This window comes from Stenotrophomonas sp. 24(2023), assembly GCF_030913365.1.
Lineage (GTDB): Bacteria > Pseudomonadota > Gammaproteobacteria > Xanthomonadales > Xanthomonadaceae > Stenotrophomonas.
In genome coordinates this window covers 2,466,251-2,482,155 of the sequence record NZ_CP133160.1, presented here as the reverse complement: position 1 = coordinate 2,482,155, position 15,905 = coordinate 2,466,251, and the positions used below count along the sequence as shown (strand labels likewise).

Genomic DNA, 15,905 nt, shown 5'->3' with positions numbered 1-15,905 from the left:
AGGCCCTGCAGGAAGCGGAAACGCCGGCGGATGCCGGCGTTTTCGCATGCGTCCGCCCCGGCCGCGCCCGCTCACAGCGTCTTGCGCGCCGGGATGAGCAGGTTGCCGAACAGCAGGCCGGCCACCAGCGCCATCACCACGTTGAGCACGGTCAGGAACACGCCCTGGCCGGCACCGACGTCCTGCTGCTGCACCAGGGTCAGCACGCCGCGCAGGCTGGTGCTGCCGGGCACCATCATGATGATGCCCGGCAGGCGGATGATCGCGCCGGGCCGCTGCACGAGACGGCCGAACAGGTTACCGGCGGCGGTCAGCACCATCGCCGACAGGAAGATGCCCGCCGGTGCGCCCCAGGCATGGCCACCGAACTTGGAGATGGCATAACCGGCCACCGAAGCGGCGATCACCCATGGGAAATCGCGCCGGTTGGCCTTGAACAGCATCGCGAACGCGAAGGCCGCCAGCAGCAGCGAGGTCCACTCCACCCACGCCCCCTGCGGCCGTGACGCGCGCACCATCGGTTCCAGGCCGAGGATGTCGGCCAGGGTCACCGCGATCATCGCGCCGACGGTGAGCTTCATGATGGTGGTCAGCGCACCGGCCACGCGCGCGGTGCCCGAGACCCAATGCTGGCTGGCCAGTTCGTTCACCGCATTGGTCAGCGACATGCCCGGCAGCAGCACCACCAGCGAGGCGATCACCACCGTATTGAGATTGAGCGCGCCGATGAAGCTGGCCACCACGGTGGCCACCAGGCCGGCCAGCAGCGCGGCCAGTGCCTCGCTGGCCTCGCGGGTGGCCGGGCGCGCGGCGGTGACCAGGCTGAGCAGGCCGATCAGCAGCCCGATCACGCCTGCGGTGGCGATATCCAGCCAGGGCAGTTTCCACAGCCCGGCCACGCCGGCCGCGCCCAGGCTGAACGACAGAATCATCTTCAGCTTGCCGCGCAGGCCCGGATCCTTGTCCAGTTGCCGCAGTGCGGTGTGGCCCTGGGCAATGCTCATCCGGCCATTGGCCACATCATCGGCGATGCGGTCGGCCACGCTGAGTTTGTGCAGGTCGTTTTCCCCGGGCGCCAGGCGGATCACCCGGGTGATGTCGCTGGAGCCGATCGCACGCGCCGGGTCGCTGAAGCTGAGGATGATGCCGGTCGGGTTCGACCACGGTTCACAGTCCAGGTCCAGCTGCTGGGCCAGCGCCACCACGGCCGCCTCCAGGCGCTGGGCGGTGGTGCCATAGCTGTGCAGGCGCCCGGCGATTTCGGAAACGAAGGCCACGCGCTGCGCGTAGGTGGCCTGGGGCGTGGCGATCGTGTGAGCATCGGCGGACATGCGCCGTAGTATCACCTGATATCCCGCCCCGCAGGCTAGTCCCCTGCACCCGTGATCACGGCTTTTCATCGATTGCAGGTATGCTGCCGACCGGATGGCAACCATGACCCCACCCCACGCCCCCCAGCTTGAACGCGATGCACAGGACCCCGGGCTGATCCGGCTGTCCGGGCATTGGACCCTGCGCACCGCCCTGGCGGCGGCGGAGGTGCTGCGTGGCGCCCCCGAACGGCTGACCAGCATCGACGCCACCGGCATCGACCAGCTCGACTCGGCCGGCGTGCTGCAGGTGCTGCGCGTCGCCCACCGCGCCGACCTGGGCGAGGATGCGCTGCGTTTCCGCGAAGAACACCAGGCGCTGGTGTGCACGATCGAAGAAGTTGCCGACGACCGCCCCAAGCCCAAGCGCGACTTCGGCGTGCTGGCCGCCCTGGAGCGGCTGGGCATCAGCATGCACGGCACCGGCCACAACATCGTGGCCCTGGCCAGCTTCCTGGGCGAGGCCCTGGTCAAGGGCGCGCGGCTGATCAAGCAACCGCGCCGCTTCCGGATGACCGCCACCGTGCACCAGATGGAGCAGGTCGGGCTGGATGCGGTCCCGCTGGTGGCCCTGCTGTCCTACCTGGTCGGTGCGGTGATCGCCTTCCTCGGCTCGACCATCCTGCGCGACTTCGGTGCGGAGATCTACGTGGTCGAACTGGTCAACATCGCTTTCCTGCGCGAGTTCGCCGTGCTGCTGACCGCCATCGTGCTGGCCGGCCGCACCGCAAGTGCGTTCACCGCGCAGATCGGCGCGATGAAGGCACGCGAGGAAATCGATGCGATGAAGACCCTCGGCCTGGACCCGATGGACCTGCTGGTGCTGCCACGGCTGGTGGCGCTGCTGGTCACCCTGCCCCTGCTGACCTTCATCGCGATGGTGGCCGGCCTGGCCGGCGGCATCACCGTCGGCGCGTTCGACCTGGACATCCCGCCGCAGATGTACATCGCGCGCATGCACGACACCATGGAAGTGCGGCACATGCTGGTGGGCCTGTCCAAGGCACCGGTGTTCGCGCTGGTGATCGGGCTGATCGGCTGCCTGGAGGGCCTGAAGGTCACCGGCACCGCGCAGTCGGTGGGCGAGCGCACGACCTCCAGCGTGGTGCAGACCATCTCGCTGGTCATCATCATCGACGCCTTCGCGGCGTTGTGGTTCATGCATATGGACTGGTGAGCATGAACGAGACCCCTGTTTCCACCGACGACGAGCGCAACCTGGCCATCCGCGTACGCGGCCTGGTCAACCGCTTCGGCAGCCAGACCGTGCACGAAGGGCTGGACCTGGACGTGCGCCGTGGCGAGATCCTCGGCGTGGTCGGCGGTTCGGGCACCGGCAAATCGGTGCTGATGCGTTCGATCCTGGGCCTGCGCACGCCCGACGAAGGGCAGATCGAGGTACTCGGCCGTGATGCCCGCGCCGCCGACGCCGAGAGCCGGCTGCACATCGAGCGCAACACCGGCGTGCTGTTCCAGGACGGCGCGCTGTTCTCCTCGCTGAGCGTGGGCGAGAACGTGCAGGTGCCGCTGAAGGAACACCACCGCGAGCTGCCCGAGCGCTGGCATTACGAACTGGCCCTGCTGAAGGTCAAGCTGGCCGGCCTGCCCGCCGATGCCATCGACAAGCTGCCTTCGCAGCTGTCCGGCGGCATGCGCAAGCGCGCCGGGCTGGCGCGCGCGCTGGCGCTGGACCCGCCGCTGCTGTTCCTGGACGAACCCACCGCCGGCCTGGACCCGATCGGCGCGGCCGCCTTCGACCGCCTGATCAAGACCCTGCAGGAAGCACTGGGGCTGACCGTGTTCCTGATCACCCACGACCTGGACACGCTGTATGCGATCTGCGACCGGGTGGCGGTGCTGGCCGACCGCAAGGTGATCGCCAATGCGCCGCTGCGCGAGATCGAACGACTGGACCACCCGTGGATCCAGGAATACTTCCACGGCCCCCGTGCGCGTGCCGCGCGCGGCGAACAGACCGAGAGTGCCTGAGCAATGGAAACCAAAGCGAACTACGTGCTGATCGGCGCGTTCACCCTGGTCACCGGCCTGGCCCTGCTGGCCTTCGGCCTGTGGGCGGCCAAGTACTCCTCCGACCGCACCTGGCAGGAATACCGCGTGGTGTTCCGCGAAGCGGTCACCGGCCTGACGGTGGGCAGCCCGGTGCAGTACAACGGCATTGCAGTGGGCTCGATCACCGAGCTGAACCTGGTGCCGGATGACCCGCGCCAGGTGGTCGCGCGCATCCGCCTGAACTCCAATACCCCGGTCAAGACCGATACCCGCGCCAAGCTGGCCATCACCAGCCTGACCGGCCCGTCGATCATCCAGCTCAGTGGCGGCACGCCGCAGGCGCCGACGCTGACCACGGTCAACAAGGACCCGGCCCCGATCATCCCGACCACGCCCTCGGCGCTGCAGAACATCACCGACGTGGCCAACCGCATCGTCGAGCGCATGGACCAGATCCTCAGCGACCGCAACGTGGCGTCGATCAACGCCACCCTGGCCAACCTGGAAACCATCAGCGGCGGCCTGGCCGACCGCGACCAGGGCACCCAGGCGCTGCTGCTCAGCGCGCGCGATGCCGCGCGCAGCCTGGACACCACGCTGAAGACCACCAACGGCACCATCGAGCGCCTGGACAAGAACCTGGTGCAGCAGCTGCCGGGCATCATCGACAAGCTCGATGCCACGCTGGGCAAGCTCGATTCGGCCGCCGGCAACGCCGATTCGATCCTGGGCGAGAACCGCGCGGCCATCAACAGCTTCGCCAACGACGGCCTGGGCCAGCTCGGCCCGACGCTGACCGAACTGCGCGGCCTGATCCGCGACCTGCGCCGGGTCAGCGACCGCCTTGAGAACAACCCCGCGCGCTACCTGCTGGGCCGCGATGCACCGAAGGAGTTCGAACCCAAATGAGCCCGATGACCCTTCCGCGCCTGCTGCTGGCCGCCACCACGATCGCCCTGCTGGGCGGCTGCTCGATCCTGGGCAGCGGCGACAAGAATCCCGTCACCCTGTATTCGCCATCCGTGCAGGTGAAGGTGGACCCGAGCTGGCCGCAGGCCAGCTGGCAGCTGGTGCTGGCCAAGCCCAGCGCCGCGCGCATGGTCGACAGCCCGCGCATCAACGTGCGCCCTTCGCCCAACGAGCTGGAGATCTACAAGGGCGCCAGCTGGGCACAGCCGGCCACCGACATGATGGAAGATGCCCTGCTGCGGGGCTTCGAGGATTCCGGCCGCATCCGTGGCGTGGCCCGCAGCGCCGCCGGCATCCGTGCCGACTACAAGCTGACCACCGACATCCGCCGCTTCGAATCCGATTACCAGGGCCAGGCCACGCCGACGGTGGTGATCGAACTCAACGCCAAGCTGATCCACGTGGCCGACCAGCGGGTGGTGGCCGACCGGACCTTCCGCCAGCAGCAGCCGGTGGGCAGCACCGACGTGCCGGCCGTGGCCAACGCCTTCCAGGCCGGCCTGCAGCAGCTCACCCAGGATGTGGTCGGCTGGACGCTGCTGAGTGGACAGAACGACACGGTGGCGGCCAAGCGCTGACCGCCGGCCGCTGTCCTCGCCGGGCATGGCCCGGCGGCTTCGCATCAACGGGGCTGGACCCAACGGAACGTCAGGTTGATGCGCTCCCCCTGCACACGCGCCATCTTCGGCAGCGCGTGCTGGTAGAAACGCTGGGTCTGCCCGGCCATCACCAGCAGGTCGCCATGGCCCAGCAGGTACTCGGCCTTGCGCGTGGGATCGTCACGGCGGCGCAGCAGGAAACGCCGTGCCGCCCCCAGGCTCAGCGAGGCGATCGACGGCTCGCTGCCCAGTTCGGGCTCATCATCGCTGTGCCAGCCCATGCTGTCGCTGCCATCGCGGTAGCGGTTGGCCAGCACGCTGTTGAAACGTGCCCCGGTGGCCTGCTGCAGGCGTGCGCGCACGCCACGCAGCACCGGTGGCCAGGGGTGCGGTGCGAAGTCAGCACCGGAATAGCGGTAATGCGCATCGGCATCGCCCATCCAGCTGCTCAGCCGCGGCGAATCGACCCAGCGGCCGAACAGGTGGATGCGGTGTGTTTCCCACGCCACCTGTTCCTGCAGTGCGCGCTGCAGGGCATCGGCTTCGGCCGCCGCCAGCCAGCGCGGCAGGTGGCGGACATCGGCGTCGGGCAGGTCGTGGGGAAACAGCATGGCCCAGGGTATCACCCGGCCGGTTTGCCGTGGCGGCGGAGATTGCCGGAAAATGACCGCAGTCCCGTCGCTGGTTCCCGATGATGCACCGCGCCTTCCCTGCCAGGTCCCGCCCATGAGCTCTGCCGCCTCCGGCGCCCGGCAACTCGCCTTCTCGGTCCTGCGGGCCCTGTTCCGGGCCGTGCCGATGCCCGGCGCGCTGCGCGACCGGTTGCGCAACCGTGGGCTGGACCATATCGGTGGCTGGAGCCCCCCGCCGCCGCGCGGGCGGACCGGCGGAACGGACGATGGCGCACGCGTGCTGGTGCGGGCCGATGAACGGGCCATCGGGTACGCCGCGCCCGTGTCGGCGGCGCTGCCGGCACCACTGCCGGCAACGCTTGTCGCCTTCTACCTGCCCCAGTTCCACCCCTTTGCCGAAAACGATGCCTGGTGGGGAAAGGGCTTCACTGAATGGCGCAACGTCAGCCGGGCGCTGCCGCAGTTCGAAGGTCACGCGCAGCCGCGCCTGCCGGGCGAACTGGGCTTCTACGACCTGCGCGTGGCCGAAGTCATGCGCGAGCAGGCACGCCTGGCCAGCGATCATGGCATCGGCGCCTTCTGCTTCTACTTCTACTGGTTCAGTGGCCGCACGCTGATGGAACAGCCGCTGCGCCAGTGGTTGGCCGACAGCACGATCGAGCTGCCGTTCTGCCTGTGCTGGGCCAATGAGAACTGGACGCGGCGCTGGGATGGCCGCAACCAGGACGTGCTGATCGGGCAGCAGCACAGCGCGCAGGACGACCTGGCCTTCATTGCCCATGTTGCCGATTACCTGCGCGACCGCCGTGCCCTGAAGGTCGATGGCCGCCCTGTCCTGCTGCTGTACCGCCCGCAGCTGCTGCCGGACCCGAAAGCCACGGCCGCCCGCTGGCGGGGCTGGTGCCGCGACAACGGCATCGGCGAGATCCACCTGGCCTATGTACAGAGCTTCGAACGTCCTGACCCGCGCGATATCGGCTTCGATGCAGCCGTCGAGTTCCCACCGAACATCGCCGCGCCGCGCCAGCTGAACAGCGCACAGTTCCTGCTCAACCCCGATTACGCAGGCGACGTACGCGACTGGCGCGAGCTGGCCGCGCAGATGCGGGCGGCGCCCCTGCCGGACTACCCGCTGTATCCCGGCGTCAACCCCGGCTGGGACAACGAGGCCCGACGCCCCGGCCGCGGGCGTGTGCTGCTGCATGCTTCACCACGCGGTTACGGCGACTGGCTGCACGACACCGTGCATGGGCGCCTGCGCGCCATACCACGCGGGCAACGGCTGGTGTTCATCAATGCGTGGAACGAGTGGGCCGAAAGCGCCGTGCTGGAACCCGATGCGCGGCTGGGGCATGCCTGGCTGCAGGCAACCCGCCAGGCGCTGTCACCCCGCCCTGCGCCCCCCACGCGTCCCTGCATCGTCATTCATGCCTGGTACCTGGACGTACTGGAGGAGTTGCTGGCGTCGGTGGCGGCCAGTGGACTGCAGGCACGGCTGGTGATCACCACCGATACCGGGCGGCAGGCCCAGGTCCAGGCCATCGCCGACGCTTGCGGCATCACGGCCGAGGTCTGGACCTTCGACAACCATGGGCGCGACATCCTGCCGTTCCTGCATGCTGCCGACCGCCTGCTGCAGGAAAACGAATCGCTGGTGCTGAAGCTGCATACCAAACGCTCCACCCACCGCGACAACGGCGACCAGTGGCGCCGCGACATGGTCGACCTGCTGCTGGGCCCAGCGCAGGCCGCCCGCACGCTGGCCCACCTGCAGGCACACCCGGACATCGGCCTGATGGCGCCTGCCGGCCATCTGCTGCCCGTTGCCGACTACCTGGGCGGCAACGCAGCACGCATGGAGCGGCTGTGGGCACAGCTGGGCCTGGACGGGCAACCACAGGATGGGCAATTCGCTTCCGGCAGCATGTACTGGGCGCGCCTTCCCGCGCTGCGCCCACTGCTGGACGCGCATCTGCTGCCTGGCAGCTTCGAAGCGGAGGCCGGCCAGATCGACGGCACCCTGGCCCACGCCATCGAGCGCGCCACCGGCGCGGTGATCACCACCGCCGGTTACCGGATCGTGGACACCGCCCAGGTGGAGGGCGCCCCGGCATCACCGGGGCCTGCGGACTATCCTTTCGCCCGCAGGCACTGAATGCACCCGGCTCAGGCGTGCGCGAACGGCACGCCGGTCTTTTCCTTCAGCTCATCGGCACTGACGCCCGGCGCGGTTTCCACCAGCACCAGGCCCGCATCGGTGACGTCGAACACCGCCAGGTCGGTGATGATGCGGTCGACCACGCCCACGCCGGTCAGCGGCAGCGTGCACGCGGGCAGGATCTTGTGCTCGCCGCCCTTGGCGGTGTGCTCCATCAGCACCACCACGCGCTGCACGCCGGCCACCAGATCCATCGCCCCGCCCATGCCCTTGACCATCTTGCCCGGCACCATCCAGTTGGCCAGGTCGCCCGTGTCGGTCACCTGCATGGCCCCCAGGATGGCCAGGTTGACGTGGCCGCCACGGATCATCGCGAAGCTGTCGTCGCTGCCGAAGTAGCTGGCACCGGCACGCGCGGTGACCGTCTGCTTGCCGGCGTTGATCAGGTCGGCGTCGATCTCCGCCTCGGTCGGGAACGGGCCGATGCCAAGCAGGCCGTTTTCCGACTGCAGCCAGACATCCATGCCCTCGGGAATATGGTTGGCCACCAGCGTCGGCAGGCCGATGCCCAGGTTCACGTAGGCACCATCGGTCAGTTCGCGGGCGGCACGGGCCGCCATCTCATCACGGGTCCACGCCATGTCAGTTGCCCTCCGCGCGGACGGTGCGCTGTTCGATGCGTTTTTCCGGTTGCGGGTTGTGCACGATGCGGTGCACGTAGATGCCCGGCAGGTGCACCTGGTCCGGGTCGAAGCTGCCGACCGGCACGACCTCTTCCACTTCGGCGATGCAGACCTTGCCGGCCATCGCGCAGGCCGGGTTGAAGTTGCGCGCGGTCTTGCGGAACACCAGGTTGCCGGCCTCGTCGGCCTTCCAGGCCTTGACCAGGGCGACGTCGGCGCGCAGTGCGGTTTCCATCACGTAGTGCTTGCCGTCGAATTCGCGGGTTTCCTTGCCCTGTGCCACCACCGTGCCGTAGCCGGTAGCGGTGAAGAAGGCCGGGATGCCCGCCCCGCCCGCACGCAGGCGCTCGGCCAGGGTGCCCTGCGGGTTGAACTCCAACTCCAGCTCGCCGGCCAGGTACTGCCGTTCGAATTCCTTGTTCTCGCCCACGTAGGACGAAATCATCTTGCGGATCTGCCGGGTGGCCAGCAGCTGGCCCAGGCCGAACCCGTCCACGCCGGCGTTGTTGGAGATCACCGTCAGGCCGCTGGCGCCGCTGTCACGCAGCGCGGCGATCAGTGCCTCGGGAATGCCGCACAGGCCGAACCCGCCCACGGCCAGGGTCTGGCCATCGGCGACCACGCCCTGCAGGGCTTCCGCCGCGCTGGCAAAGCGCTTGCCGCGCTTGCCGCCGGTCGTTGCCGGATTGCTCATCTACGCCCTCACATCGTTGATGTACTGGCGCTCATTCTAGGCCACCGTGACGGCCGGTCACGTGGCGTTGCGGCATGGAAACGCTTCCCGCACATCGGCAGGATTACACTAGGGACCTTGAAGCCAACAAGGAATTCCATCGATGCCCCTGCCCGCGTTCAAGGCCTACGATATCCGTGGCCGTGTTCCCGAGGAACTCAATGAGGACCTGGCCCGCCGCATCGGCAAAGCGTTGGCGGCCCAGCTGCAGCCCGGCAAGGTGGTCCTGGGCCACGATGTGCGCCTGACCAGCCCGGCCCTGCAGGACGCCCTGGCCGCAGGCCTGCGCGGCGCCGGCCGCGAGATCATCGATATCGGCCTGTGCGGCACCGAGGAAGTCTATTTCCAGACCGACCACCTGGGCGCGGCAGGCGGGGTGATGGTCACCGCCAGCCACAACCCGATGGACTACAACGGCATGAAGCTGGTCAAGGAGCAGGCCCGCCCGATCAGCTCCGATACCGGCCTGTTCGCGATCTCCGACGTGGTGGCCGCCGATGACGCCCCGGCCGCGCCGCTGCGCGCCGGGCAGTCCGCCCAGCACGACAAGGCCGCCTACATCGCGCACCTGCTGTCCTATGTGAACACCGCTGCGCTCAAGCCGCTCAAGCTGGTGGTCAACGCGGGCAACGGCGGGGCCGGTGCGATCGTCGACCTGCTCGCGCCGCACCTGCCGTTCGACTTCATCCGCATCTGCCACGAACCCGATGGCAGCTTCCCCAATGGCATCCCCAACCCGCTGCTGCCGGAAAACCGCGCCGCCACGGCTGACGCCGTGCGCGCGCATGGCGCCGACTTCGGCATCGCCTGGGATGGCGATTTCGACCGCTGCTTCTTCTTCGACCATACCGGCCGCTTCATCGAAGGCTATTACCTGGTCGGCCTGCTGGCCAAGGCCATCCTGGCCCGCAACCCGGGCGGGAAGATCGTGCACGACCCGCGCCTGGTCTGGAACACCGTCGAGATGGTCGAACAGGCCGGTGGCGTGCCGGTGCAGTGCAAGAGCGGCCATGCCTTCATCAAGGAAAAGATGCGCGCCGAAGATGCCGTCTACGGCGGCGAGATGAGCGCCCACCACTATTTCCGCGAATTCGCCTATGCCGACTCGGGCATGATTCCCTGGCTGCTGATCGCGCAGCTGGTCTCCGAAAGCGGCCGCTCCCTGGCCGACTGGGTCGAAGACCGCATGGCGGCCTATCCGTGCAGCGGCGAGATCAACTTCAAGGTGGCCGATGCCAAGGCCGCCGTCGCCCGCGTGATGGAGCACTTCGCCGCCCGGTCGCCGGTGCTGGATTCCACCGATGGCATCAGCGCCGATTTCGGCGACTGGCGCTTCAACCTGCGCAGTTCCAATACCGAACCGCTGCTGCGGCTGAACGTCGAAGCACGCGGCGATGCGGCGCTGATGCAGGCCCGTACCGATGAGATCGCCGCCCTGCTGAAGGCCTGAGTGGAACCTGCCCGATGACCAGTACCGTCCAGCCTGTGATCCTGTCCGGCGGCTCCGGCACCCGCCTGTGGCCGCTGTCGCGCGAAGCCTACCCGAAGCAGTTCCTGCCCCTGGCCGGTGCGGTGACCATGCTGCAGGCCACCTGGCAGCGGGTGGCGCCCATCGCCGCCGGCGGGCCGCTGGTCATCGCCAACGAGGAACACCGTTTCGTTGCCGCCGAACAGTTGCAGCAGGTCGGCGCGGAACCCGCCGCGATCATCCTCGAACCGATCGGCCGCAATACGGCCCCGGCGATTGCAGTGGCTGCACTGGAAGCCAGCCGCCAGGAGGGCGATGCGTTGCTGCTGGTGCTGCCTTCGGACCATGTGATCACCGACGAAGCCACTTTCCGCGCGACCGTGCAGGCCGCGGCCGGCGCGGCCGAGGCTGGCAAGCTGGTGACATTCGGCATCGTTCCGACCGGCCCGGAAACCGGCTACGGCTACATCAAGGCTGCCGACGGCCAGGGCGTGCGCGCGGTCGAGCGCTTCGTCGAGAAGCCCGACCTGGCCACCGCAACCGGCTACGTCGCCAGCGGGCAGTATTACTGGAACAGTGGCATGTTCCTGTTCAAGGCATCGCGCTACCTGGAAGAACTGGGGCGCTTCAACCCGCAGATGCTGGCGGCCTGCCGCCAGGCCTGGGAAGGGGCACGCCGTGATGCCGACTTCACCCGCCTGGACAAGGAGGCCTTCGCCGCCGTGCCATCGGATTCCATCGACTACGCCGTGATGGAAAAGACCGCCGATGCGGTGGTGGTGCCGCTGGATGCCGGCTGGAACGATGTCGGCTCATGGACGGCGCTGCGCGATGTGTCGCAGCAGGATGGCAACGGCAACGCCCACCAGGGGGATGTGATCGCCATCGACTGCCGCAACACCTACGCCTATGGCCAGCGCCTGGTGGCACTGGTCGGGCTGGACGATGTCATCGTTGTCGAAACCGACGATGCCGTGCTGGTCGGCAAGGCCGACCGCATGCAGGAGGTCAAGGAAGTGGTGGCCCGCCTGAAGGCCGAAGGCCGCAGCGAGGCGACCTGGCACCGCAAGGTCTACCGTCCGTGGGGTGCTTACGACTCGATCGACAATGGTGAGCGCTTCCAGGTCAAGCGCATCACGGTCAAACCTGGCGGCACGCTCAGCCTGCAGATGCACCACCACCGTGCCGAGCATTGGGTGGTGGTCAGCGGCACGGCCGAAGTCACCCGCGGCAACGAGGTGATCCTGCTGGGCGAAAACCAGAGTACCTACATCCCGCTGGGGGTGACCCACCGCCTGCGCAACCCGGGCAAGCTGCCGCTGGAACTGATCGAAGTGCAGTCCGGCAGCTACCTGGGCGAAGACGACATCGTACGCTTCGAAGACACCTACGGCCGAAGCTGAGCGCCGGACGGCACGCCGGCAGGCCGCTATGGCGGCCCTGCCGCGCTGTCGATGGACACCGGCAGTATCCGCCGGATCACCGGGTCATCCAGCTGTGCCTTGAGGCGGGCCGCGTCGGGATACGGCAACTCGAACTCGCCGACATCCAGCGCATGGGGATCACCGCTGCGCAGGTAACGCACGACGTTGTCCTGTTGCAGCATGCAATCGGCCTTGAACTGGCGCATCTTGCTGAAATCCTTCGGAACCTGCCCCAGCAGGCCACCGGCGAACAACACCGCGAACAGCACCACGCCGGTACGCGCGGCCGTACGCAGCCGCGACGGCGCAGGGACCAGCCGCCAGAGCTGAAGCGCAAACCATGCATTGCCGAACAGGCCGGGTACGAACAGTTCCGTATAGCGCGACGCCGGAACGCGCATGGCGTCATGGCCGCGCCCATAGGCGATGGCCAGCCCCTGCAGTGCGGACCAGATGCACAGCCCGGCGATCAACAGGTCGGTGCGGCTGGCGCTGCGGCGCACCAGCATGCGCCCGATCATCACTACGCTGGGCAGCCACACGATGACAACCACCCAGTTCGAGCGCGCCGGCCAGGCCAGCGTATGCGTCGCCGCCAGCAGCACTTCGCCCAGGTTCTGGGCACGCAGCATGCTGTGGCCTTCCACGACCGGCAGCGTGCAGTAGGCCAGCAGCGCGATGGCCGCCAGCGCGCCGGTGGCCACGAGCGCCGGCAGGCGTCGCCCGGGCAGCAGCAGGCAGGCCAGCACGCAGGTGATGCCGACGGCTACGGCAGTGAGCATGCCCGATGCCAGGGTCACGCTGGCCAGCAGGCTCAGCACCACTGCGGCAAACAGCGCCGGCAGGCTCTGGTGGTGCCTGGCCACCAGGGCGATGGCCAGCAGGCTCGACAGGATCAGGAAATAGAACTGGCTCTGGAAGCCGACCAGGAAGTTCTCGCGGGCAAAGGGCAGCACCGACACCAGCACGGCGGCCGGCACCATCAGCCAGCGGCCGGCTGCAGTACCCGCATCGCGCAGCGCATACCAGACCAGCAAGGCCGGAATGAAGCAGTACACCACGGCACTGACCTGCGCTTCATACACGTTGTTCCACTGCCCGGTCACCAGGTAGCTGGCCAAGGTCACCAGGCGGGTCGGCAGGATCCGGTGCTCGTTATGCGGCGTGAGCAGTGTGTTCCATTGCAGGGTCCCATCCAGCCACGGCTTGAGCGCGGTCGCGCCCTCGCCATCCCACTGGTCCCAGAACGGCATGGGCGTGCTGAAGAAATGGATGTAGAGCAGGCGCACCAGCAATGCGAGCACTCCCACGCCCACCGCCAAAGCCAGTGGTGACAGGCCGCTCTTTGCAGCAGGCGCTGGAACAGCGTTGCTCATGCTTTCTTCCCGATGACGATGAATGCGCCGCGCGATGGTGGGGCCAATCGCAGCGGGCTGTCAAAGGAACGGACGCGCCGCGGTCATACCGCGTGCGCGCCCCGCTGCATGCATGCCGTCAGCCGTTGGCCGCGGCGACCTCGGCGATCACCCGCGCCAGCCCGTCCTGCCAGGCCGGCAGCACGATGCCGGCATCCTGCTGCAGCTTGCGGTTGTCCAGCACGGACCAGGCCGGGCGCTGCGCCGGCGTCGGGTACTCGCTGCTGGGAATCGCCTCCACGGCCGGCACGCGGGCCAGTACGCCGGCCGCATGGGCCTGGGCAAAGATCGCTTCGGCGAAGCCATGCCAGCTGGTCTGCCCGCTGGCGGTCAGGTGCCAGGTACCCGACAACTGCCCGGGATGCTGCAGCACCTGCGCGGTGACATCGGCGATCAGCGCGGCCGGCGTCGGCGTGCCGATCTGGTCGGCCACCACCCGCAGCTGGTCACGTTCGGCCCCCACGCGCAGCATCGTGCGCAGGAAGTTGGCACCATGCGAGGCATACACCCACGCCGTGCGGAAGATCAGGTGGCGGCCACCGGCAGCGCGCACCGCTTCCTCGCCATCACGCTTGCTGGTGCCGTACACGCCCAGCGGTGCGGTCGCTTCGTCTTCGCGGTAGGGCGCACTGCCCTGGCCATCGAACACGTAGTCGGTGGAGTAATGCACGAACGGCACGCCATGCGCCGCACACCAGCGCGCGATCACGCCCGGCGCCTGCGCATTGGCCGCGAACGCGGCCTCCACGTCCTGTTCGGCACGGTCCACGGCGGTGTAGGCCGCGGCATTGACCACCACCGACGGCTGCAGGCGATCCAGCAGTGCCGGCAGGCTGTCGGGCTGGCCGAAGTCGGCCACCTCGCAGGCGCTGCCGTCGGGCAGCTGGCCACTGCGGGTGGTGGCCACCACCGGCCCCAGCGGGGCCAGCGCGCGCAGCAGCTCCTGGCCGACCTGGCCGTTGCCGCCGAAGACCAGCACGGTCATGGCGCGCCCTGTGCAGCGATGTAGACCGGCAGGCGGTCTTCGGCGATATCCTTCAGGAACGGCGCGTTCTCGTCCTTGGCCGACAGGGTCGGCGCACTCACCGGCCAGTCCACCGCGATGTCGGCATCGTTCCAGCGCACGCCGGCATCGAAGTCCTTCAGGTAGACCTCGGTGCACAGGTAGCTGAACACCGCACGCTCGGACAGCACGGCAAATCCGTGGGCGAAGCCTTCCGGAATCCAGAACTGCTTCTTGTTCTCTGCACTGAGCACCACCGCTTCCCACTGGCCGAAGGTCGGCGAGCCGCGGCGGATGTCCACGGCCACGTCATACACCTCGCCTTCAAGCACGCTGACCAGCTTGCCCTGCGGGCGCGGCCACTGGTAATGCAGGCCACGCAGCACGCCCTGGGCCGAGGTGGAGACGTTGCTCTGCACGAAGCGGTCCGGCAAGCCCTGCGCCGCGAAACGCTCGGCGTTCCAGGTTTCAAAGAAATAACCGCGGGCATCGCCGAACACGGCCGGCTCGATCACCACGCAGCCGGGCAACTTGGTTTCAATCACTTTCACGGAACGACTCCACGCAGGGCGAGCTTGTGCAGGTACTGGCCATAGCCATTCTTGATCAGCGGTGCGGCCAGCGCTTCCAGCTGTTCGGCGCTGATCCAGCCCTTGCCGAAGGCGATTTCCTCCGGGCAGCAGACCTGCAGGCCCTGGCGGGTCTGGATGGTCTCGATGAAGTTGGACGCTTCCAGCAGCGACTGGTGAGTGCCGGTATCCAGCCAGGCATAACCGCGGCCCAGCGCTTCCAGATGCAGGTTGCCCTCGGCCAGGTAGCGCTTGTTGAGATCGGTGATCTCCAGTTCGCCACGCGGCGACGGCTTCAGTTCGGCCGCGTAGTCGCTGGCATGGCCGTCGTAGAAATACAGGCCGGTCACAGCGTAGTTGGAGCGCGGGTTCTCCGGCTTCTCCACCAGGTCGATCACCTTGCCGCTGTTGTCGAACTCGGCCACGCCGTAACGCTCCGGGTCATTCACCCAGTAGCCGAACACGGTGGAGCCGTCCACGCGCTCGTCGGCGCGCTTGAGCACCTCGCGCAGGCCATGGCCATGGAAGATGTTGTCACCCAGCACCAGGCAGCTCGGCTTGCCGGCCACGAAATCGCGGCCGATCAGGTAGGCCTGGGCCAGCCCGTCCGGGCTGGGCTGCACGGCGTACTGGATGTCCATGCCCCACTGCGAGCCGTCGCCCAGCAGCTGCTGGAACAGGGCCTGTTCGTGCGGGGTGTTGATGATGAGCACTTCGCGGATGCCCGCCAGCATCAGCACGCTGAGCGGGTAGTAGATCATCGGCTTGTCATACACCGGCAGCAGCTGCTTGCTGACGCCCTTGGTGATCGGGTACAGGCGGGTGCCGGAGCCCCCGGCCAGGATGATGCCTTTGCGTTGGGTCATGTTCTC

General features: G+C 68.1%; 15 protein-coding genes. 7 read left to right on the top strand and 8 right to left on the bottom strand.

Annotated features, from left to right (window positions below; all coding sequences use genetic code 11):
• Nucleotides 1-71: 71 nt before the first annotated feature.
• On the bottom strand, nt 72-1,331 hold the full coding sequence (locus tag Q9R17_RS11045; protein ID WP_308154694.1) for a threonine/serine exporter family protein: 1,260 nt from the start codon (nt 1,329-1,331) through the stop codon (nt 72-74).
• Nucleotides 1,332-1,434: 103 nt separating this feature from the next.
• On the opposite strand from Q9R17_RS11045, the gene Q9R17_RS11040 reads away from it, so the two are divergent.
• From Q9R17_RS11040 to Q9R17_RS11025, 4 genes are read left to right on the top strand one after another with little or no spacing between them, the layout of a single operon-like run.
• Nucleotides 1,435-2,547: an ABC transporter permease gene (locus Q9R17_RS11040; RefSeq protein ID WP_308154693.1), complete on the top strand. Its 1,113-nt coding sequence runs from the start codon at nt 1,435-1,437 to the stop codon at nt 2,545-2,547.
• 2 nt (nt 2,548-2,549) lie between these two features.
• Nucleotides 2,550-3,359: an ABC transporter ATP-binding protein gene (locus tag Q9R17_RS11035; protein WP_308154692.1), complete on the top strand. Its 810-nt coding sequence runs from the start codon at nt 2,550-2,552 to the stop codon at nt 3,357-3,359.
• 3 nt (nt 3,360-3,362) lie between these two features.
• Nucleotides 3,363-4,289, top strand: coding sequence for an MlaD family protein (locus Q9R17_RS11030; RefSeq protein ID WP_308154691.1), 927 nt, complete (start codon nt 3,363-3,365; stop codon nt 4,287-4,289).
• A complete protein-coding gene (locus tag Q9R17_RS11025) occupies nt 4,286-4,927 on the top strand; it encodes an ABC-type transport auxiliary lipoprotein family protein (RefSeq protein WP_308154690.1) in 642 nt (213 codons plus the stop codon). The genes Q9R17_RS11030 and Q9R17_RS11025 overlap by 4 nt, the downstream gene beginning before the upstream one ends.
• 44 nt (nt 4,928-4,971) lie before the next feature.
• On the opposite strand, the gene Q9R17_RS11020 is transcribed toward Q9R17_RS11025, so the two are convergent.
• A complete protein-coding gene (locus Q9R17_RS11020; protein ID WP_308154689.1) occupies nt 4,972-5,559 on the bottom strand; it encodes an alpha-ketoglutarate-dependent dioxygenase AlkB in 588 nt (195 codons plus the stop codon).
• Between the two features lie 115 nt (nt 5,560-5,674).
• Between Q9R17_RS11020 and Q9R17_RS11015 the strand changes: the two genes are divergently transcribed.
• A complete protein-coding gene (locus Q9R17_RS11015) occupies nt 5,675-7,735 on the top strand; it encodes a glycoside hydrolase family 99-like domain-containing protein (RefSeq protein WP_308154688.1) in 2,061 nt (686 codons plus the stop codon).
• Nucleotides 7,736-7,746: 11 nt separating this feature from the next.
• On the opposite strand, the gene Q9R17_RS11010 is transcribed toward Q9R17_RS11015, so the two are convergent.
• Entirely contained in the window at nt 7,747-8,379 is a 633-nt protein-coding gene (locus Q9R17_RS11010; protein WP_308154687.1) for a CoA transferase subunit B, read from the bottom strand.
• Between the two features lies 1 nt (nt 8,380).
• Nucleotides 8,381-9,115 carry a CoA transferase subunit A gene (locus Q9R17_RS11005; RefSeq protein WP_308154686.1) on the bottom strand — a complete coding sequence of 245 codons (735 nt, stop codon included), beginning with the start codon at nt 9,113-9,115 and terminating at the stop codon, nt 8,381-8,383.
• A 142-nt stretch (nt 9,116-9,257) separates the two neighbouring features.
• Between Q9R17_RS11005 and Q9R17_RS11000 the strand changes: the two genes are divergently transcribed.
• Together Q9R17_RS11000 and Q9R17_RS10995 are read left to right on the top strand one after the other, a co-directional pair.
• Complete coding sequence (locus tag Q9R17_RS11000) at nt 9,258-10,604, top strand: phosphomannomutase (RefSeq protein WP_308154685.1); 1,347 nt, start codon at nt 9,258-9,260, stop codon at nt 10,602-10,604.
• 14 nt (nt 10,605-10,618) lie between these two features.
• Nucleotides 10,619-12,025 carry a mannose-1-phosphate guanylyltransferase/mannose-6-phosphate isomerase gene (locus tag Q9R17_RS10995; RefSeq protein ID WP_308154684.1) on the top strand — a complete coding sequence of 469 codons (1,407 nt, stop codon included), beginning with the start codon at nt 10,619-10,621 and terminating at the stop codon, nt 12,023-12,025.
• 26 nt (nt 12,026-12,051) lie between these two features.
• Here Q9R17_RS10995 and Q9R17_RS10990 read toward each other — a convergent pair whose 3' ends face one another.
• The 4 genes from Q9R17_RS10990 to rfbA form a co-directional block, all read right to left on the bottom strand.
• Nucleotides 12,052-13,422 (bottom strand): hypothetical protein, encoded by a 1,371-nt coding sequence (locus tag Q9R17_RS10990; protein ID WP_308154683.1) that lies wholly within the window; start codon nt 13,420-13,422, stop codon nt 12,052-12,054.
• A gap of 118 nt (nt 13,423-13,540) precedes the next feature.
• Nucleotides 13,541-14,446 (bottom strand): dTDP-4-dehydrorhamnose reductase, encoded by a 906-nt coding sequence (gene rfbD, locus Q9R17_RS10985; protein WP_308154682.1) that lies wholly within the window; start codon nt 14,444-14,446, stop codon nt 13,541-13,543.
• The gene (gene rfbC / locus Q9R17_RS10980) at nt 14,443-15,015 is read right to left on the bottom strand and encodes a dTDP-4-dehydrorhamnose 3,5-epimerase (protein ID WP_308154681.1); all 573 of its coding nucleotides are present in this window, start codon (nt 15,013-15,015) and stop codon (nt 14,443-14,445) included. Before rfbC ends, rfbD begins: the two co-directional genes overlap by 4 nt.
• Entirely contained in the window at nt 15,012-15,899 is an 888-nt protein-coding gene (gene rfbA / locus Q9R17_RS10975) for a glucose-1-phosphate thymidylyltransferase RfbA (protein ID WP_308154680.1), read from the bottom strand. Before rfbA ends, rfbC begins: the two co-directional genes overlap by 4 nt.
• Between the last annotated feature and the right edge of the window lie 6 nt (nt 15,900-15,905).